At 43.7% G+C, this 19,482-nt stretch carries 17 protein-coding genes and 1 tRNA gene; 1 reads left to right on the plus strand and 17 read right to left on the minus strand.

Going from position 1 to position 19,482, the window contains the following annotated elements; all coding sequences use genetic code 11:
• Positions 1 to 122: 122 nt before the first annotated feature.
• From GKS34_RS06900 to GKS34_RS06970, 15 genes are all read right to left on the minus strand, one after another.
• Positions 123 to 674: a DUF420 domain-containing protein gene (locus GKS34_RS06900; RefSeq protein WP_163384072.1), complete on the minus strand. Its 552-nt coding sequence runs from the start codon at positions 672 to 674 to the stop codon at positions 123 to 125.
• Positions 658 to 1,335 (minus strand): SCO family protein, encoded by a 678-nt coding sequence (locus GKS34_RS06905; RefSeq protein WP_163384073.1) that lies wholly within the window; start codon positions 1,333 to 1,335, stop codon positions 658 to 660. The genes GKS34_RS06900 and GKS34_RS06905 overlap by 17 nt, the downstream gene beginning before the upstream one ends.
• Before the next feature lie 73 nt (positions 1,336 to 1,408).
• Positions 1,409 to 1,735, minus strand: a complete 327-nt coding sequence (locus tag GKS34_RS06910; protein ID WP_435380115.1) for a cytochrome C oxidase subunit IV family protein — start codon at positions 1,733 to 1,735, stop codon at positions 1,409 to 1,411.
• A gap of 23 nt (positions 1,736 to 1,758) precedes the next feature.
• A complete protein-coding gene (locus GKS34_RS06915; protein WP_163384074.1) occupies positions 1,759 to 2,529 on the minus strand; it encodes a cytochrome c oxidase subunit 3 in 771 nt (256 codons plus the stop codon).
• 22 nt (positions 2,530 to 2,551) lie between these two features.
• The gene (locus GKS34_RS06920; protein ID WP_163384075.1) at positions 2,552 to 3,133 is read right to left on the minus strand and encodes a cytochrome c oxidase subunit 3; all 582 of its coding nucleotides are present in this window, start codon (positions 3,131 to 3,133) and stop codon (positions 2,552 to 2,554) included.
• Positions 3,134 to 3,138: 5 nt separating this feature from the next.
• Complete coding sequence (gene cyoE / locus GKS34_RS06925; RefSeq protein WP_163384076.1) at positions 3,139 to 4,041, minus strand: heme o synthase; 903 nt, start codon at positions 4,039 to 4,041, stop codon at positions 3,139 to 3,141.
• Positions 4,038 to 5,132: a COX15/CtaA family protein gene (locus GKS34_RS06930; RefSeq protein WP_163384077.1), complete on the minus strand. Its 1,095-nt coding sequence runs from the start codon at positions 5,130 to 5,132 to the stop codon at positions 4,038 to 4,040. The genes cyoE and GKS34_RS06930 overlap by 4 nt, the downstream gene beginning before the upstream one ends.
• Complete coding sequence (locus GKS34_RS06935; RefSeq protein WP_163384078.1) at positions 5,113 to 7,002, minus strand: cytochrome c oxidase subunit I; 1,890 nt, start codon at positions 7,000 to 7,002, stop codon at positions 5,113 to 5,115. The genes GKS34_RS06930 and GKS34_RS06935 overlap by 20 nt, the downstream gene beginning before the upstream one ends.
• A gap of 25 nt (positions 7,003 to 7,027) precedes the next feature.
• Positions 7,028 to 8,059, minus strand: a complete 1,032-nt coding sequence (locus tag GKS34_RS06940; RefSeq protein WP_163384079.1) for a cytochrome c oxidase subunit II — start codon at positions 8,057 to 8,059, stop codon at positions 7,028 to 7,030.
• 25 nt (positions 8,060 to 8,084) lie between these two features.
• Entirely contained in the window at positions 8,085 to 9,365 is a 1,281-nt protein-coding gene (locus tag GKS34_RS06945; protein WP_163384080.1) for a quinol:cytochrome C oxidoreductase, read from the minus strand.
• Entirely contained in the window at positions 9,365 to 9,991 is a 627-nt protein-coding gene (locus GKS34_RS06950) for a c-type cytochrome (RefSeq protein ID WP_163384081.1), read from the minus strand. The genes GKS34_RS06945 and GKS34_RS06950 overlap by 1 nt, the downstream gene beginning before the upstream one ends.
• A 14-nt stretch (positions 9,992 to 10,005) precedes the next feature.
• On the minus strand, positions 10,006 to 10,536 hold the full coding sequence (locus GKS34_RS06955) for a DUF3341 domain-containing protein (protein ID WP_163384082.1): 531 nt from the start codon (positions 10,534 to 10,536) through the stop codon (positions 10,006 to 10,008).
• A gap of 2 nt (positions 10,537 to 10,538) precedes the next feature.
• Positions 10,539 to 11,903, minus strand: coding sequence for an NrfD/PsrC family molybdoenzyme membrane anchor subunit (gene nrfD, locus GKS34_RS06960; RefSeq protein ID WP_163384083.1), 1,365 nt, complete (start codon positions 11,901 to 11,903; stop codon positions 10,539 to 10,541).
• 18 nt (positions 11,904 to 11,921) lie between these two features.
• Positions 11,922 to 15,023, minus strand: a complete 3,102-nt coding sequence (locus tag GKS34_RS06965) for a TAT-variant-translocated molybdopterin oxidoreductase (RefSeq protein ID WP_163384084.1) — start codon at positions 15,021 to 15,023, stop codon at positions 11,922 to 11,924.
• A 32-nt stretch (positions 15,024 to 15,055) separates the two neighbouring features.
• On the minus strand, positions 15,056 to 16,324 hold the full coding sequence (locus tag GKS34_RS06970; RefSeq protein ID WP_163384085.1) for a c-type cytochrome: 1,269 nt from the start codon (positions 16,322 to 16,324) through the stop codon (positions 15,056 to 15,058).
• A 370-nt stretch (positions 16,325 to 16,694) separates the two neighbouring features.
• Here GKS34_RS06970 and GKS34_RS06975 point away from each other — a divergent pair.
• Positions 16,695 to 16,765, plus strand: a tRNA-Cys gene (locus GKS34_RS06975).
• 244 nt (positions 16,766 to 17,009) lie between these two features.
• Here GKS34_RS06975 and rpsA read toward each other — a convergent pair.
• Positions 17,010 to 18,791 carry a 30S ribosomal protein S1 gene (rpsA, locus tag GKS34_RS06980; protein ID WP_163384086.1) on the minus strand — a complete coding sequence of 594 codons (1,782 nt, stop codon included), beginning with the start codon at positions 18,789 to 18,791 and terminating at the stop codon, positions 17,010 to 17,012.
• Positions 18,792 to 18,970: 179 nt separating this feature from the next.
• Positions 18,971 to 19,480: an HNH endonuclease gene (locus tag GKS34_RS06985; protein WP_163384209.1), complete on the minus strand. Its 510-nt coding sequence runs from the start codon at positions 19,478 to 19,480 to the stop codon at positions 18,971 to 18,973.
• Positions 19,481 to 19,482 lie beyond the last annotated feature (2 nt).

Here is a 19,482-nt window from a genome sequence, read left to right on the forward strand (position 1 = left end):
CATAACCTGTGGCAATGTCAAAACCAACATCAACAAAAAGGCCAAAAGATATTTTACACCGGTTCTCATCATATAAATAACGGTAATTTCACCAACAAAGTTCTTGATTTAAAGGTAAGAAATCAATGCGAATAATAGGGACTGATCAACAAATAGACAATCACACCGGTTACGGTAACATAAAGCCATATAGGAAAGGCATATTTTACCACCGCCCGGTGCTTGCCATACTGACCAGTATATCCGTAATAATAAGCCCATAAGATGGGAAACAGCGCTACAGCAGCTAAGATTATATGCGTAATCAATAGGAAATAGTAGAGCCCCCTGATCCAACCCTCTCCACCAAAAGAAGTGCTTTCCGCAGAAGCATGGTAAATCACATAGCTAACCAGAAACAGCGCGCCCAACATGAATGCCGTGGTCATGGACGCTTTATGCAATACCTTTTCTCCTTGCTTGATGAAGAACAACCCAAGCAACAAGGCAATGGTAGCTGCTGAATTGATAACGGCATTCAGATGGGGTAAAAAATAAACCCAATCTTGTCCCGTATCAATTTTGGATGGCATAAAGAGAAGTACGGCCACTAGAATTGGCACTAAAACGGAAATGAACGTAATCCACCGAGACATGCTGCTACCGCTGCTATTTCCTTCAATTTTTGTTTCCATCGTATAACAATATTTTTGTTTCTAATACTAACCGATCCACGCTTTCTCTTTCAGTTCCGCTATAATATCCCCTGATCCGGCCCAATTCGTCTACTAAAACAAATTTATCGCTATGAATGAAGTCATCCGGAACCGACTGCCCGTCTATTGTTGGCAAAACAAAACCACATCGGGCCAAGTCATAGATCTGTTCTTTATTACCTGTAAGGAAAAACCATTTGTCTTTTTCGGCCCGATGCCTTTCTGCGTAATCCGCAAGTACCTCGGCCGTATCATACGTGGGATCAATGCTAATAGAAAAAATTTGCACTTTATCTTCCTTACGAAAGGCATCCTGGACCCGCTCCATCTCGGAGGACATTACCGGGCAAATACTGGGGCAACTGGTAAAAAAGAAATCCACAATAGTGATTTTACCCCGCATGTCCTCCCGCTGAATTCCTCTATTCAGATGATCGGTCAATTCAAATTCGGGAATATAATGCTGCCCGGTATTACCTCCGTAATCACATTGCTGATAGGGATCCTCTACTCCCTGTTCGTACAGGATTGGGATGGTGTATTCGTTAGAAGAAAAACCTCTTAAAAACAGAATAATCAACACCGGGATCATCAAGACACAGATCAATACCATGATCTGAAGAAAGCGTAACATTTTCATACTATCTCATAACAAAAAAAATGGTTGAAGATTCCACTCCAACCATTCATTGATGTACAATCTTATTCCCTCACTACCAGCGCATCAAAAAGATATCTGTTCCTTCCCTGAAAAGAGCAATTATAAGCCAAACGAGAAAAATTAACGGAACAATTATGGAATAAAACAACGGTTTCACTTCGTCACCAAGGTGCATGAATTCCATCATGATGTATTTAGCTTTGACAATGGTCAATACGATAAAAATAATGTATAAAACCATTCCTCTTTCCATCGTGAAAGCGAGCAAAAACTCTACTGCGGTGACCGCCAGTAAAATCAACGCTGTCATCCAAATTTTTCTAATTTTTGCCGAGTCTCTGGGAATTACTTCCAACCCGTTTTTATTTTCTTGTGCCATAATTCAACTAAGCGATTATTGTTTTATATCAGGTAGAAAAAGGTAAATACAAACACCCAAACTAAATCAACGAAGTGCCAATACAAACCAATTTTTTCAATCATTTCATAATGCCCTCTATCCTCATACACTCCAACGGCCGCCTGGTAGAAGGCCAGGAATAGGAGAAAAACGCCGATGGTAACGTGAAACCCATGAAACCCGGTAATAAAGAAAAACAACTGAGCAAAGGGAGCCGGGCCGTATTCATTAACCAATAGGTTGGCACCATAGACGGTTTCGCTGACCACATTACCCATTGAGTTCACATAGGTAAGCATGGCCCCTTCATCGGTTCCGTGGATAAAGTGTGACCATTCCCATGCCTGACAGCTAAGAAACGTGATCCCTCCGAGTAACGTCCAAAGCATCCACTTTACCACGTCCTTCTTATCATTCCGGTGTCCTGCTTCAACAGCTAGTACCATAGTGACCGAGCTCAATATCAGAATGAAGGTCATCAAACCTACGAAAACCAATGGTAAATGTACGCCATGAACAAATGGAATGGCATCAAAAATCATTTCTGGAATAGGCCAGTACTCATTAGAACTTACGAAATCAGCCACTTCGCCACCATAGGCAGGATAGCTCACCCGTATCGCTCCATAGGTAATCAGGAAGGCAGTAAAGGTAAAAATATCTGATAACAGGAAGAACCACATCATCAGCTTGCCGTAGCTAGCTTTCAATGGTTCGTTTCCTCCACCCCAAACGCCTCTTTTGGATTGGATTTCAATAGCAGTCGAAGACATAATCGATAAGTTAACTTAAATTTTAATGATTTAATAGCAAAAACATGAACAAATACAACCAAAGGCCTCCCAGAAAATGCCAATACGTCACGCACATTTCCAACTGGGCCAGATTTTGAGAATGAATTTTATTTCTTAGGGACGAAATTAATACAATAATTAGAAAAATCACACCGCTAATGAGATGGAATGCATGCAATCCCGTAAAAACATACATAAATGACCCCGCAGGATTACCGACAAAATACACATCCTGTCCCACCAAGGCCTCCCAGCTATACCATTGCCCTATCAAAAAAGAAATACCTAACAACGCAGTGATTAGCAATCCTAATTTTAAAGAATTAAAATCATCCTTTTTTGCAGCCAGGTAGGACCAGTGGATACTCAAGCTACTCAGGACGATAATCCCCGAAGTGTACCAAAACACATTCGGCAAATCAAATTCCAACCAATTACCTTCCGACTGACGAACAATATATGCACTGGTCATGCCAGCAAAAACCATCACCACACTTACAATGAAAAGCCACAAGGCAAATTTCTTCGGGTGCATGGATAAGGGCTGTTCCGCACCTTCTACAAACGCTAATCTCTCTTCCATTCCTACTAAATTTTATCCAATAAATAAGCTATTTGTACGATTGGCAAGTAAAGAAATGAACCAAACATTATTTTCAAGGCCGATTTGCGGGAGCAATCTTTCATTAGTGAAAATGTCTGTGCCAAAAACAATACACCGCAAATCGTCGCAACAATCCCTGAATTCAAACCTGTAAACCCGAAATAGGTGGGCAATAATCCAAGTGGCAGTAAAAACAGAGTGTAAATCATGATTTGTATGGCTGTATTTAAATCCTTTTGACCTCCTGACGGCAACAATTTGAAACCTGCTTTTTTGTAATCCTCATCACTTACCCAGGCAATAGCCCAGAAGTGCGGAAACTGCCAGACAAACTGAATCCCAAATATGATCAGAGCTTCATAAGAAATCCCCCCTGTAGCGGCAGCCCAGCCTAAAAGCGGAGGCATGGCACCGGGAATAGCCCCAACTAATACTGCAATCGGCCCTACCCTTTTTAACGGCGTATACACAAACACGTACAGAACCATACTTAAAACACCTAATCCGGTGGTAAGCCAATTGGTGAAAAAAGCCAGTAAAAGTATTCCTAACAAAGCAGCTACTATGGTAAACCAATACGCCTCTCTTACCGAAATTAAATGCAGGGGAAGCGGACGGTTCTGAGTCCTTTTCATGAGCTTATCATACTCCCTTTCCATAATCTCATTCGCAGCACCTGAAGCCCCACTAACCAAAAAACCTCCGGCAATCAACCCAAAAAATGTAATCCAGGAAAATACCTGCCCGGAATGGCCTAAAATAAAACCAAAAACAGCAGAGAAAGTCACCAATGCCGAAAGCCTGACTTTCAGCAAATCCATATAAGCCCGAAAACGAACTTTCCAGGCCTCCAAAATCAATTTTTCAGATATATCAATTGTACTCATACCAAAACTTTCTCTTCGGAGTGATAGGTTACCACTCCCAGTTCCAACCAAATATAATATTGAAATCCAATTATCAAGGATCCAAGCAATAAATGAAGCGGCTGAACAAACGCCGGAATACCTAAATATGCCATCACAACCCCTGAAACAACTACCACAATCATCAGTCCTACCAGCCATTTAAATCGTTTCACCAATCCCACTTTCCTTTCTCCTGACGAACTTACCTTATAAAACAAGTAAATGTGTAAACCAATCAATAATAATGAAAAGGATCGGTGAATATAGAAGGTGGTTCCCAATTCGGAAATCCACAAGCCCCTATTCTGGTATCCAAACTCACTAGCAATTACATCTATGTGTTCCCTTACCTGCGTTCCCAATACAATCTGCACAAACATGAGCACCATCCCGATTCCTAACCAGCCTCTAACCCATTTCCTTTCGCCAAAGATTGTGCGATGTTCTCCTTTAGCCACCGAAACCAAATTTCCGGAACGGAAATAAATATACAAAAGGAGACAAACTAGCAATAATGCAACAATCATGTGCAGGCTGATCATCCACTGCAACAAATTGGTAGAAACCACGATAGAACCTAACCATCCTTGAAACACCACCGCAATCAATGCAAGTAGCGACAAAAACGTAATCTTATAATCCAGTTTACGCAAGCGGATAGATTGGACGAATGTCAGTATGATTAGAAGCCCTATGGCTACGCCAATCAACCTATTGACATACTCTATCCAGGTTTTAGTGGCATTAAAGGGTTCGTGGGATAAAATAGACTTATCTTCTTCTATCTGTCGTGCCAATGACGAAAATCCCAGACCATTCAATAAAGAAACAAACCGTTCATTTTTTTCAACCCTTTTCTGAAGGTAGATTTCAGCGTAATTTACCGGAAGCTGATCCACTGAAGTAGGCGGTATCCAACTCCCAAAACACTTAGGCCAGTCGGGACATCCCATTCCCGCTCCTGTACTTCGGACAATCCCACCTACAAGAATAAGAAAGAACACAGCCACCGTAGTGATCAGACTGATCCTACGGAAGCTGTGGACCTTATTAAGATTCTTTTGTTTCATTGGCTACCAGCACGTCACCTTCTTCCGCCATAATCTCTTTCTCTAACTGTACCAGTTTATTTTCATGTGGCAAGTTTGATTCCGGAGTAGCGGATAACGGAACTGTTTGCGGGATAAAATCTTCTTTTGCTCCAGGCTTACTGTAATCATAAGGCCATCGGTAAACCGAAGGAATTTCTCCCGGCCAGTTTCCATGTTTCGGATGAAGCGGTGTGGTCCATTCCAGCGTATTGGATTGCCATGGGTTGAGAGAAGCCTTTCTTCCCTTGTACATGCTGTAGAAGAAATTGAAAATAAATATGAATTGGGCCACAAAGGTGATAATTGAGGCAACTGAAACAAACATGTTCAAATCAGTATACATGTCAGTAAAGGAGAAATTTGTCCAGCTGTAATACCTTCTTGGAAATCCAGCAATACCAATGTAGTGCATGGGAAAGAAAACCATATACACACCTACAAAGGTTAACCAAAAATGAACGTGTCCCAATTTCTCATCCATCATTCTACCAAACATCTTCGGAAACCAGTGATAAACACCCGCCATCATTCCAAAGAACGAAGCAGCGCCCATCACCAGGTGAAAATGGGCCACCACAAAATAGGTGTCGTGCAATTGGATATCAATAGCCGAATTACCCAGGAAAATACCTGTCAATCCTCCCGATATAAAGAAAGACACCAATCCAATTGAAAACAGCATTCCCGGAGTAAAGCGAAGATTACCTCTCCATAATGTCGTCAGGTAATTAAATACTTTCACAGCCGAAGGAACAGCAATAATTAGTGTCAGGAACATAAAGATGGAGCCAAGGAATGGATTCATTCCGGACACAAACATATGATGCGCCCATACTACAAAGGATAGAATGGTAATCCCCAACATGGAGATAATCATGGCCTTATATCCAAAGATTGGTTTTCTGGAGTTAGTGGCTATCACTTCAGAGGTAATGCCCAAGGCGGGCAATAACACAATGTACACTTCGGGGTGACCCAAAAACCAGAACAAGTGCTGGTACAATACGGCACTACCCCCCGTATTGGGAAGTGCTTCCCCTCCAATGTAAATATCAGAAAGGTAGAAACTCGTACCGAAACTTCGGTCAAACACCAATAACAAGGCGGCAGAGAATAAAACCGGGAAAGATAACAAGCCAATTACTGCTGTCAGGAAAAACGCCCAGATTGTAAGCGGAAGTCTGGAAAAAGACATGCCTTTAGTCCTGAGGTTAATTACAGTAGTAATATAATTAATACCCCCCATCAAGGAAGAGGCGATAAAAAAGGTCATAGCGATCAGCCACAAGGTCATACCCAGGCCGGAACCTGGTATAGCCTGTTCCAAAGCAGACAGCGGAGGGTAAACCACCCATCCACCAGCGGCGGGTCCTTTTTCAAGAAACAAGGACGCGAACATGATGACTCCTGAAATAAAGAAGAACCAGTAGGAAAGCATATTCATAAACCCGGAGGCCATGTCTCTTGCGCCAATCTGCAACGGAATCAGAAAATTGGAGAACGTTCCACTCAATCCTGCCGTCAAAACAAAGAATACCATAATGGTACCATGCATGGTGACCAGCGCAAGATAGAAATTGGGATCCAATTTGCCGCTAGCATCAATCCAACCTCCCAATATAGGTCTTAGGAAAGACAAGTCCATATCCGGAAAACCAAGCTGCAGTCTGAATAGCACTGACAACAAACCTCCAATAAATGCCCAGAACATCCCCGAGATAAGGTATTGTTTGGCAATCATTTTATGGTCAGTGGAGAATATGTACTTCGTTATGAAGTTATCTTTGTGCTCATGGTCATGATGGTCGTGATTGGAAACATCATGCGCTGAAACGTTTGCTACTGCCATGTTATGTATAATTTATCAATTAATATTATTCTTCGTTTATATAGATATCCGCCAGCTCCTTTAACTCAGCAGGCAAATCAGCAACCAACTCGGGATTCCTTTTGATAAATGGTTCCTGTTCAGCCATCCATTTCCTGTATTCTTCCGGCTCCACTACTTCTATCACCTTTCTCATTGAAAAGTGACCATTTCCACATACCTCCGTACAGGCAATTTCAAAGTCAAATTCTTCGTCTCCTAGCTCCTGCCTCATCTCAGCCGTTGTTTTATTGGGTACAAACCAAAAGCGCGTTGGCATACCAGGGACGGCATCCATTTTCAATCGCATGTGCGGTGCAAAAACCGAATGCAACACATCCCTTGCTCTTATCTTAAACAAAACGGGCTCTCCCTTTGGAATCACAACCGTTTGAGATGCGAAATCATCAAATGAATTTTTATCGGTAAAGTCGATGCCTCTAGAATTTGTAGCTGTAGTAAGGCGATAGTCATAATCACCTAGCTGATTGTCGGCACCGGGATATCGAATATCCCATGCAAATTGATATCCCATAATTTCTACCACATGCGCATTTTCCGGCGCTGGACTGGTAATATCAGACCAGGCTTTCCATCCCGACACGACCAAAACTGTCAGTACTACGGCAGGAACCAATGTCCAGATTACCTCCAACTTATTATTGTCGGGATAGTAAGCAGCTCTTTTGTTCTCTTTGTACTGGTAATGATAACTGAACCAAAACAGCAAAATATGGGTAAGAATAAAAATAAAGCCAGTAACAGCCGTGGTAATCCAAAAAAGCCTATCGGTAACGATACCGTGTTCAGAGGCAATCGGTAATTGGTAGTTGTCAAACTCCTTGAACGAATACCAAAACATCAACACACCTGCTCCGATAAGGAATACCATGAACAAAATTGCATTCACTTTATTACTGGTAGTTGCTATCTTTTTATCAGAGCCTTTGGCAACTGAAATCAGGGTCTGAATCCTGTAAACCATCCAGATCACCAGAATCAGGAGTAATACACCAATAGAAATAAGTAGTCCGTACATAATTTATAACTGTTTCGGAATGTAATTAAATGTGATGATGATAGCTTTCTTCCAACATGGGATGGTTTTTGGCGATCAGATTATGTTTTGAGAGATTGCTCAAAGCCACAAAAGCAAAAGCAGAACCGTAAACGAGCAACATCCCTAATTCCATTAATCCAACACCCCCATTGTGCCCGAGTGTTCCCGGTTGAACCATCAGAAAGAAATCAACCCAATGTCCTAATATAATGAGTGTACAAACCAATTTTAAGAAGATATTGTGCCTTTTTGCATCTCTTGTCATAAGAACAAGAAAGGGTAAAACAAAGTTTAGCACAATATTTACAAATATATACGGTCCATACACGTCACTGGAAAGCCTTTCGATAAAGTAAACCGACTCCTCTGGAATATTAGCATAATAGATTAACAGGAACTGCGAAAACCATATATACGTCCAGAAAATGGAAAACGCAAAAACAAATTTCCCTAAGTCGTGAATGTGGTTTTGATTAACCATCTCCAGGTACCCCTGATCCTTTAGGAAAACAGTCACCAGTGTAATGGCAGATAGCCCGGCCACAAACCAGGAAGCAAAAACATACCACCCAAACAGTGTGGAAAACCAATGAGTGTCTATGGACATCACCCAATCCCAGGCACTGATAGAAGAAGATACCGCAAAGAAAACAAGAAAGATAGCTGACCACTTTCTAAGGGTGTACCAATAAGAAGTTCCTCCCTGTAAGTCCTCTTCGTATGAAAGAGACTTTAATTTATTGAAGAAGAATACCCAAAAACCAAAAAACAGTACCATCCGGACTATATAGAAAATAGGAAAAGTTCCTTTTTCCATAGGCCAGTAGAAAAAGTTTCCTTTTCCATCAATTATCCGGTCGTATCCTGCATCCGCTTTGTCAAAAACATAACTATGAGTCCAATGAAACAAATCGTGATTGGCAATAAAAAAGGTTACCAACATCAAAACAGCTGCTATGGGAAGCCAGTAACCAAAGGAAAGCATGATTCGTAACAAAGCAGTAGACCAGCCCGCCTGAGCAGCATATTGAATGGCAAAGAAGAAAACACCAATAATGGCTATTCCTGTGAAATACACATTATTGATCCATAAATTAGCAAATAGTCGCTGGGTCCAGTGAAAAGCATGTCCTCCTTCTTCTCCATGGCCACCGCCTAGAGCAGCCGCTAGGATTCCTAAAACCAGTAATAACGCGCCAATGCCACCCAGAATGAAAATCACTTTTTTTACCGAATCGGTAAAATCAAATTTCTGATCCAAATTGTAATTTTTTGCCTGTGCCATTATTGCGTCTGAATTTCTTGTTTAACATAGTGTACAATTTTCCACCTTCTGTCAGCCGTGATCTGGGAACCATGAGCCCCCATTCTACCTTTACCATGGGTAATGACATGAAAAATATGGCCCTCGGGCAAATTAATGTAAGCGCCACCTTTTAAATTGGCAACACCACCAATCACCATTCCTACTTTACCATCGCCTTCTCCCCCGGTACCATGGCAGGAAGAACAATATTGTATATAAAGTTCCTCGCCCTCTGCAAGCACCTGATCACTTAATTCAATCGGGTTTTCCACCAGCGCCGCACCTTCCAAATCCGCAACCCTGAGTCGGTAGGGCAATATGCCCCGTGGATCTCTTGGCACCGTATTGGGAACAGGCATCCGCATATTCATTTTATGTTGATTGATGGGATTACTGTTGTAAAATTCTCCCTTACCATCTTCTCTATTAGAAAGCCACATGCCTTCTTCTTCATTCGGGATCTGGCTCAATGGCTCGTAGGGGACAGAATGATACATCTGAGGGGCGTATTCGGTACCTGGATAATCTCCTTCTGCACCACAGGATGTCATTCCAAGTGAAATCCCAACTACAGCCAAGCTATATATGGATGTTACTATTTTCATTTGATAGCGATTACTTAGTCAAAACTTTTACTATTTACTTCCGTTGCTCCCGATGATTTTAAGGCATCTTTGATTTTTTCCAAATCCACCGAAGCGTTCGTTGCAATATCTATGGCCATGACGTGTTTGTCATCGGTACTTCTCAAATCAAAGATACGAGGCTGAGCCCAGGGCTTGAGATTGCTGCTGATCATAAATACCCCTACCATTCCAAAGGCAGCTAAAAGAACCGTCAATTCAAAGGTGACAGGAATAAAATCCGGAAAAGCCGCAAAATCCTTTCCGCCAATAATGATGGTCCAGTCGATTTTCATCATGTAAAACTGCATGGTCAGCGCAAGGGTGGTTCCCAAAACACCAAACAAAAAGGCAGCAATGGGTAAACGACTTCTTTTGTATCCCAATTCTTCGTCCAATCCGTGAACCGGATAGGGAGAGAATACTTCGTGAATTCTAATACCGGTGTCACGTATCTCCTTAACGGCATTCAGCAGAATGTCCTCATCATCAAAGATCCCCAGGATAAAATGCTTGTCTCTTTCCATGATTAGTTAATTTTTTTTTCAGATGAAGATTTCAAAACTGCCTTTACTTCTGCCATGTTGATCACTGGGAAAAATTTGGCAAACAATAGGAAGGCCGTAAAAAAGAAGCCAAATGTAAAGAGATATACTCCTACGTCCGTGATGGTCGGATAAAACATTACCCATGAGGACGGAAGATAATCACGATGCAGGGAGGTCACGATAATTACGAAACGCTCAAACCACATTCCGATATTCACTACCAGGGAAAGGATAAAGGTAGCTACGATGGAAGTCCGGATCTTTTTGAACCAGAAAAGCTGCGGAGAGATCACATTACAAGTCATCATGGACCAGTAAGCCCACCAATACGGACCAAACATCCGGTTTACAAAGGCATACTGCTCGGCAGCTACCCCGGAATACCATGCCATAAAGAACTCGGTGATGTAAGCAATCCCTACAATAGATCCGGTGATGATAATTACGATGTTCATCAATTCGATGTGACCTATGGTAATGTAGTCTTCCAGTTTGAACACTTTCCGGGTAACAATCATCAGGGTAAGCACCATCGCGAATCCGGAGAAAATAGCTCCCGCTACAAAATAAGGAGGGAAGATAGTGGTATGCCAACCGGGAATTACTGACGTTGCAAAATCAAAGGATACAATCGTGTGCACGGAAAGCACCAAAGGTGTGGCCAAACCGGCTAATATCAAGGAAACGCTTTCATAGTGCATCCAGGTTTTTGCAGCACCATCCCAGCCGAAGCTCAATGCACCGTAGATGGTTTTACGCATGCCCGTCGCTCTGTCACGGATAGTGGCAAAATCCGGGATCAAACCGATGTACCAAAAGACAAGGGAAACGGAAAAATAAGTGGAAATCGCAAACACATCCCAAAGCAGCGGAGAATTAAAATTCACCCAAAGGGATCCATAAGTATTTGGAAGCGGCAGCGCCCAAATGGCTCCCACCCATGGTCTGCCCATGTGAATCAGGGGAAACAGCGCGGCACATATTACCGCAAAAATGGTCATGGCTTCGGCAGCACGGTTAATGGAGGTTCTCCATTTTTGCCTAAATAATAGCAATACCGCAGAAATAAGGGTACCGGCGTGACCAATACCCACCCACCATACGAAGTTGGTGATGTCCCAGGCCCAGCCTACAGTCTTATTCAATCCCCACATACCAATGCCCTCCCAAAGTGTCGCTACCAGGGCCAAACTGCCAATCAAAAGTGCACCTAAGGACACTGCCAATCCAAGCAGCCAACCAACGGTAGGCTTTCCTTCGACATGCCTGGCAATATCATTGGTAACGTCCTTGTATGTCTTACCGCCGGTGACCAGCGGATCGCGTACGGGTGAAGTAACCTGCATATTTTATCGATTTATTTATTAAGCTTCGTTTTTGTCCTTATTTCTGATCTTGGTAAAATACCAAACGTTCGGGTTGACATTGATTTCCTCCAGCACATGATAGGCACGCTCCTCATTGACCTCCTTGATCGCTTCAATCGAATTTTCTTCAATCTTAAGCATTTTGGATACTCTGGAATTGTTATCGTTCAGGTCACCAAATACCAGCGCTTCTGTAGGACAGGCAGCGGCACAGGCCACATTTATATCGCCATCCTTCACTTCCCTTTTTTCTCTCTTGGCAGCCAGTTTACCGGCCTGGATACGTTGCACACACATGGAGCACTTTTCCATCACCCCTCTGGCTCGTACCGTCACATCCGGATTCAAAACCATTTTACCCAAATCATCGTTTTGGGCCATGTTCACGCCAGCAAAATCTTTATTGTCATGGTACTTAAACCAGTTGAACCTTCTTACTTTATAGGGGCAGTTATTGGCACAATACCTGGTACCGATACAACGGTTGTAAGTCATCTGATTCAGACCCTCAGAACTATGCGTGGTAGCTACTACCGGACAAACCGTCTCACAGGGAGCGTTATTGCAATGCTGACACATCATGGGCTGAAATGTTACTTCCGGATTGTCTGCAGCTTTCTCCAACTCTTTATAGGAATTGGCCGTTTCTGGTGAACTGTAGTACCTGTCTATACGAATCCAGGCCATTTCCCTACGGTTCAACACCTCTTGCTTACCGACGACAGCCACGTTATTTTCCACCCTACAGGCTACCGTACAGGCTGCACAACCGATACAGGAATTCATGTCTATGGCCAGCCCCCAGTGATGCATGCTGTATTTGTGACCGGACCACAGGGAAATTTTACTAGGCTTCACGAATTCGCCGTCTTTGTAAATTTCCGGATGGTACCTTCCTGCACTGGCATCTTCTTTATACTCATCCAGGGTAGCTTCCTGAATGACAAAATCCCTTCCCATAAAAGTTTGTTGGGTCTGGGTCTGGGCAATGCTATAAGCTTCTTCAGTAAGACTAACACTCACTCCTTCGGTTATGTCATAGCTAACAAAACCTTTACTGGCGTCCAGCAAGGGGTAAGCATTTACTCCAAGTCCGTCTGCTACCCTACCGGCCGCAGTACGTCCATATCCTAAGGCCAGGCCAAAAGTGCCTTCTGCCTGTCCAGGCTGTACCAACACAGGCACGGTGAAAGAAACACCATTGGCCGAAACGTTGGCCATTTTCGTGGCCCCTTCTTTCATCTCCAATCCATTCTCCATGGCCCATTTTTGGGAAACAGTAAGGTAATTATCCCAAGTTGCTTTGGAAATCGGATCGGGCATTTCATGCAGCCAGGGATTATTGGCAAAGGTCCCGGAACCGATACCTACTTTGGCATATACTGCCAATTCGGCTCCTGACCCTTGGGCCTGATACGTTTGTCCTATAGCAGAAACCGCCGCAGCGATATCTCCTGTAGCGGAAACGGTTGCATCTTCTTCGGTTCCTTCGGCTTCTCCTGCCAAGTAGACCCCGTCATGAAGGCATTTATCCCAAAAAGATTGAAAATCAGCTCCCTCTCCTAAACTTTCGTAAAGGGCTTGCCAATCTTCGCGTATAAAATCGTAATACGAAATGGAATTTCCAGCCCATTTTAAAAAGCTTTCCTGTGCCTGTCGGGTGTTAAATAATGGCGTAATGGTGGGCTGAGCCAAGCTATACGAGCCTTTTTTAGGCTGAAAATCATTCCAGGATTCAAGGTAGTGGTGATCCGGAGTCAGGTATTGCACCAGAGAGGCCGTTTCGTTTTTCACCTCTGCCGTGGATACGGATACTTTGGCTTTTGCGATACCTTCTGCCAGTGACTGCCCGCCACCAAAATCGTATACCGGATTACAGTTATAAAAAATAACCGCTCCTACCTTACCGGCATTCAATTCGCTGACCAATTGGTTCATGCGCCGATCATTTCCTTTTCGGAAATAAACCGGGTTTTCTACATCTACAGTAGTTCCTGTATTTCCCAATAATTCGTTTATCGCATGGATGATTACCTGAACATTCGGGTCGTTTGAACCCGATACCACCAAGGTGTTTCCTCTGTTTGCCCACAATTCATCCGCAGCCCTGGCAAGGTGAGGCAAATCCAGGTTGCTACCGCCAGCACTACCGGCACCTGCCTTTCCGGCAATCATATTATAAAGCGACAATACCGCCAATCCACTTTGGGAAGGGGTAAGGGTTGTACGGTAATCGGCGTTTGCCCCAGTTAGGGATAAGTTAGATTCAAATTGAAAATGCCGGGACATTTCCGGATTTTCTTTGGATATTTTTCTGCCTTTGCTGTATTGCCTGGCAAATTCGATCGAAGAAATCCAACTCCCCAAAAAGTCGGCTCCAAAGCTCACAATTACCTTTGCTTTATCGAAGTGATAGGATGGAAGTATATTGGAGCCATAATAGACTTCACTGGCACGTGTAATACCATAATTAGAAATGGGATCGTATGTAACCAGTTCTACATCTCCGTAACGTTCTGCAAACTGGCGAATCGCTCTATCGGTGCTTGGGGACAGAATGGTATTGGCGACGATCTTAATAGAGCCGGCAGAGGCCAACTTACTGCCCAACTCTGCATCCAGTGCGGGCCATTCAACAGGCTGCCCATTTATCTGGGGCCCTGTTAGTCTGGCTTTGTCGTATAGGGAAAGTACCGATGCCTCCACGATAGCATTGGTGCCACCTTGGGTAATGGGGGAAAGGGAATTTCCATCAACCTTGATAGGACGTCCTTCCCTTGTCTTTACCACGATGGATGCATAATTACCATCACTAGAAAAAGTAGATGCGTAGTAATTGGGAATGGAAGGGTTGATATCAACGGGCTTGTTCACGTAAGGGATAGCCTTTCTCACCGGTGCTTCGCAAGCAGCCAGCGAGGCCGCCGCCACACTGAACCCCATCATTTTTAGAAAATCCCTTCTGGAGGACCCACCGTCTTCCGTTTGATTCTTCTTTGAAGTAAAGCCCGGAAACTCCTGATCGGCGTGTTTTACAAACTCGGGATCGTTTGTCAACTGCTCTAAGCCTTTCCAATATGTCTTTTTATTTTCTTTCATTGTATATTAAAGAAAAGAATGTTCGTAAAGATTTAATAGTGACACTTTGCACATTCCAGACCTCCAATATCCTTGACTTTCAAGGCATCTTTGGATTCGGAATGCAACTGCACGAGTTTATCGTAGTATTCGTTGCCTCGGGTGGTGATCTCCGTATTCCGGTGACAATCGATACACCAGCCCATGGTCAGTGAGCTGTGTTGATACACTACTTCCATTTCTTCTATGGGTCCGTGACAAGTCTGACATTCCACACCTCCTACAGCCACATGCTGGGAGTGGTTAAAATATGCCAGGTCGGGCAAATTGTGCACCCGAACCCACTCAATGGGCTGATCGTTGTCAACTGCCGCATATATTTTGGCGATTTCCGGGGAAATGCCCTCCTGTCCACCCACATTCTGTATGTGCATGTGGCAATTCATACAAATATTGGCGGATGGGATATTAGCTGATTTTCCGATTTCCACACCGGTATGGCAATATTGACAGGGAATCTCGTATTGTCCGGCGTGAAGCTCATGGGAATAAGCGATAGGCTGGGATGGTGCATATCCCTGCTGAACCCCTACTGTATACAAACCGTCTACTGCTGTTTTAACCACAAAAGCCAACACTATGGTGGTTACAATCACTATAAACCCGTCACTTTTCAATATGGCAAGGTAGTCGGTTTTCTGATTGATAAATTCTTTATCCTCCGCATCCAGCTTGTCGCTGTTGTTCATATACTTGGTCAGGACCGATACGATCAGGCCTAGTACCACCAACACCAGGATCAGAACAATTACCAAAACTACCAGAATAATGGTCAGGTATTCACTGGGAATGCCTCCAGCTGAACCGCCCTCTGCACCAGCAGCAGCATCACCGGCAGCCGCAGCCGCTTCAGGCTCTGCTTTGTCGCCGTATTCAATGTAGGCCAGCAGGTTCATCAGTTCCCCCTCACCTAAAAAGTCCATAGGCGGCATGACGGTATTGTTGTATTCTTCAAACAACTCAACGGCAATAGGATCTCCGCTTTGGACTAATACCTGGGAATTAAGAATGAAACGTTTGGTCCAGTCCAGCTCTCTACGATCGGTAACGCCTCGCAACGCAGGCCCGATTAATTTCTGGTCCAGCCGGTGACAGGTTTTACAGTTAGCGTTGAAAATAGACTGACCCGCGGAGATGGCATCCTCGCTATCCGGTACTTCAGGGTCCACCGCATACGCCTGAAACCCCAAAAAGAGGAAAAACAGGACCATCAGGTGAATAACGCGAAAGGAAACCCCTAATAATGAGCGTTTGATCGACATAGTTATATATACTTTTTCAGATTATCTCAGTGCAATTCAAATTCCCCACAAATGTACTACCCAAGTTCTATTTTTCAAACTTGGAGAAGAGCAGGGTATCTGATTGGTTAAAAATTGTAAAATGATTGTAACCTTTTGTATTCCAAAGTATTATAAAACAGGTGATTGGATTTTAATTAATTTAGAACCGTTATAAATAACTCCATTTACTTATAATTTGTGAAATATAATTACCCGGTCGGGCAATGGGTAAGGTCAGGTTTAGATTTTTAGTTAAAAATCCGGTCTTAGATTGAAAATAATAATTTTTAACTGGTTGATTTGAATAGGGAATATTTAATCCCTAAATTTGCGCTTCAATTAATCAACAGGTCGAGTGGCCGAGTGGCTAGGCAGAGGTCTGCAAAACCTTGTACAGCGGTTCGAATCCGCTCTCGACCTCCGAAAAGCATCCCTAAGGGATGCTTTTTTTGTTTCTTTACGGGAGTTCATCGTCTTTCAGTGTGCTTATCGGAAAAGAAAAATTACCTTCACTCGGAAAAAGTTCTGTGGTAAACCAAAGAACTACGCTAAAAAATAAATCTGGGATAATCTGTATCCATCAGTGGTGAAATAAAACACTCAAGACCACAAAAAAAGCGCCAACCGGTACCGGAAGGCGCTTTTCAATCTTATTTAACAATTCTTACTTTTTTGTCTGATCCATTTTTTCCTTCAAAGCAGATAATGCGTCCAAATCTCCCAAGGTGGATTTTTCCCCTCCAGCAGCGCTGTCAGATCCGGTAGCCTTTTTCTTGGCTCCCGTTGTCGCTTTCTTGGCAGTAGCTTTCGGCATGGCATCTTCTTTGAACGTAGCTGTATGCGAAAGCACAATACGCTTATCGTCTTTGGAAAATTCCGTTACCCTGAAGTCCAGACTTTCCCCGGCTTCCGCCTGCGTTCCGTCTTCCTTCTCCAGATTTTTGGCGGTAGCAAAACCTTCAAGTCCATAAGGAAGCTCCAACACGGCTCCTTTGTCATTCTTAGAGATGATAGAACATTTGTGGGAAGAACCGATCGGGAACACGCTCTCGAAAGTATCCCAAGGATTTTCTTCGAGTTGCTTGTGACCAAGCGCTAATCTTCTGCTGTCAAGATCCAATTCCAGAACAATTACGTCCAGCTCGTCTCCTACTTTCACAAATTCAGATGGGTGCTTGATTTTTTTGGTCCAGGAAAGATCGGATACGTGTACCAAGCCGTCGATTCCCTCTTCCAGTTCCAGGAACAACCCGAAATTGGTCAGGTTTCGAACGATACCTTTGTGTTTGGTACCGATAGCGTATTTCTCGCCCATTTCCGCCTTCGTCCAAGGATCCTCGGTGAGTTGCTTGATGCCCAAGGACATTTTTCGTTCGTCCTTATCCATCGTCAATACAACCGCATCGATTTCGTCACCCACTTTTACAAAGTCGGCTGGATTTCTCAGGTGCTGTGACCAGGACATTTCCGAAACGTGTATCAGCCCCTCTACTCCAGGTGCCAGCTCCAGGAAGGCGCCGTAATCGGCCACGTTGACAATTTTACCCTTAACCTTGGAACCAACTTCCAGACTGGCTGAAAGGGAATCCCATGGATGTGGCGTCAATTGTTTCATGCCCAGGGAAATTCGCTTCTTATCATCATCGAAGTCCAATACCACGATCTGCACTTTGTCGTCCAGGTTGAGCACTTCTTCGGGATGATTGATTCGGCCCCAGGAAATATCTGTGATGTGCAACAATCCGTCTACACCACCCAAATCGATGAATACACCGAAGTTGGTCATGTTTTTGATCACCCCTTCCAGTACCTGTCCTTTTTCCAGGTTGTTCAGGATCTCGGCTTTTTGCTTCTCCAGATCTTTTTCTATCAACACTTTGTGAGAAACCACCACGTTGTCGTTTGCATGGTTGATTTTCACCACTTTTACTTCCATCTTTTTGCCCACGTAGATATCAAAATCCCGGATGGGCTTCACGTCAATTTGGGATCCCGGGAGGAAAGCCTCCACACCGTAGATATCCACGATCAATCCGCCTTTGGTTCTGCGCTTCACCAAACCTTCGATCACATTGTCTTCTTCCAATGCCTCTTCGATGGTCTGCCAGGCTTTGACCATTTTCGCTTTCTTGCGGGAAAGGACCAATTGACCCAATGAATTTTCCTGCTCCTCAATAAACAACTCCACCTCGTCTCCTATTTTCAGGTCTTCAAGGTCACGGAATTCGTTCAAAGGCACCAGCCCGTCTGATTTGAAACCAATATTGATGATCACATCCTTGTCGTTAATACCGACTACAGTGCCGGTAATAACTTCCTTTTCGGTAATCTCATTAAGGGTTTTGTCGTACAGCTTTTCCATTTCGGCCCTCTCAGCCTTGGTATAGCCTTCTCCAAATCCCTTGGTTTCGAATTTTTCCCAGTTAAAATCTTCTTGATTTGACATATAATATAGTACAACCCTGATTTTCAACAGCCTTAGGGTCATCTGGCTGAGGTTTTATTATGGATTTCACTCCTGAGAGCGAACCGTCCACTCGAACGGATTGCAAATTTACGAATAATTTTGCCAATCGAAACCCGTAACCCACAAAAAATCAAGTTCTTTCTCCCCCGTCGTTGTAATTATCCCACCGGCTTGACCTCCAGAAAAGGTAACCACTCCGTTGCATGTCTTTCGGCATATTCAGCCAAAAAATAGGACAGAGTGGGGCGAAAGGGCATGTTACGCAGTTGCATACCTGCCTGTTCGGGTGTTTTGTCACCCTTGAGGGTGTTGCAACGGTGGCAGGCCGTTACCAGGTTTTTCCAACTGCTCTTACCTCCTTTGGAACGAGGAATCACGTGATCAAGCGTTAGGCTCTTTTCCCCCCCGCAGTATTGGCAGGTGTGTTGGTCCCGCTTAAACAGATTGTTCCGGTTGAGCATCACCCCTTTATAAGGAATGTTTTTATATTCGTAAAGGCGGATTACGGCGGGGTAGGGAAACACCCGGTCTACGGTTCGAATTTCCAGAGAGTCAAAATGTACCAAAGAAGTCGCTTTTTCCAGAAAGGTCAATACAAACGCCTTTTGAATGTTGACAATTCCGATGGGTGTATGATCCAAATTCAGCACCAAAACCTTTTTTTCCATCC

The organism is Cyclobacterium jeungdonense (genome assembly GCF_010994275.1).
Lineage (GTDB): Bacteria > Bacteroidota > Bacteroidia > Cytophagales > Cyclobacteriaceae > Cyclobacterium > Cyclobacterium jeungdonense.

Excerpts from the sequence above, each read along its gene's own strand:
- GKS34_RS06900 (WP_163384072.1), bottom strand. The coding sequence starts at position 674 with ATGGAAACAAAAATTGAAGGAAATAGCAGCGGTAGCAGCATGTCTCGG.
- GKS34_RS06905 (WP_163384073.1), bottom strand. The coding sequence starts at position 1,335 with ATGAAAATGTTACGCTTTCTTCAGATCATGGTATTGATCTGTGTCTTG.
- GKS34_RS06910 (WP_435380115.1), bottom strand. The coding sequence starts at position 1,735 with ATGGCACAAGAAAATAAAAACGGGTTGGAAGTAATTCCCAGAGACTCG.
- GKS34_RS06915 (WP_163384074.1), bottom strand. The coding sequence starts at position 2,529 with ATGTCTTCGACTGCTATTGAAATCCAATCCAAAAGAGGCGTTTGGGGT.
- GKS34_RS06920 (WP_163384075.1), bottom strand. The coding sequence starts at position 3,133 with ATGGAAGAGAGATTAGCGTTTGTAGAAGGTGCGGAACAGCCCTTATCC.
- cyoE (WP_163384076.1), bottom strand. The coding sequence starts at position 4,041 with ATGAGTACAATTGATATATCTGAAAAATTGATTTTGGAGGCCTGGAAA.
- GKS34_RS06930 (WP_163384077.1), bottom strand. The coding sequence starts at position 5,132 with ATGAAACAAAAGAATCTTAATAAGGTCCACAGCTTCCGTAGGATCAGT.
- GKS34_RS06935 (WP_163384078.1), bottom strand. The coding sequence starts at position 7,002 with ATGGCAGTAGCAAACGTTTCAGCGCATGATGTTTCCAATCACGACCAT.
- GKS34_RS06940 (WP_163384079.1), bottom strand. The coding sequence starts at position 8,059 with ATGTACGGACTACTTATTTCTATTGGTGTATTACTCCTGATTCTGGTG.
- GKS34_RS06945 (WP_163384080.1), bottom strand. The coding sequence starts at position 9,365 with ATGGCACAGGCAAAAAATTACAATTTGGATCAGAAATTTGATTTTACC.
- GKS34_RS06950 (WP_163384081.1), bottom strand. The coding sequence starts at position 9,991 with ATGAAAATAGTAACATCCATATATAGCTTGGCTGTAGTTGGGATTTCA.
- GKS34_RS06955 (WP_163384082.1), bottom strand. The coding sequence starts at position 10,536 with ATGGAAAGAGACAAGCATTTTATCCTGGGGATCTTTGATGATGAGGAC.
- nrfD (WP_163384083.1), bottom strand. The coding sequence starts at position 11,903 with ATGCAGGTTACTTCACCCGTACGCGATCCGCTGGTCACCGGCGGTAAG.
- GKS34_RS06965 (WP_163384084.1), bottom strand. The coding sequence starts at position 15,023 with ATGAAAGAAAATAAAAAGACATATTGGAAAGGCTTAGAGCAGTTGACA.
- GKS34_RS06970 (WP_163384085.1), bottom strand. The coding sequence starts at position 16,324 with ATGTCGATCAAACGCTCATTATTAGGGGTTTCCTTTCGCGTTATTCAC.
- rpsA (WP_163384086.1), bottom strand. The coding sequence starts at position 18,791 with ATGTCAAATCAAGAAGATTTTAACTGGGAAAAATTCGAAACCAAGGGA.
- GKS34_RS06985 (WP_163384209.1), bottom strand. The coding sequence starts at position 19,480 with ATGGAAAAAAAGGTTTTGGTGCTGAATTTGGATCATACACCCATCGGA.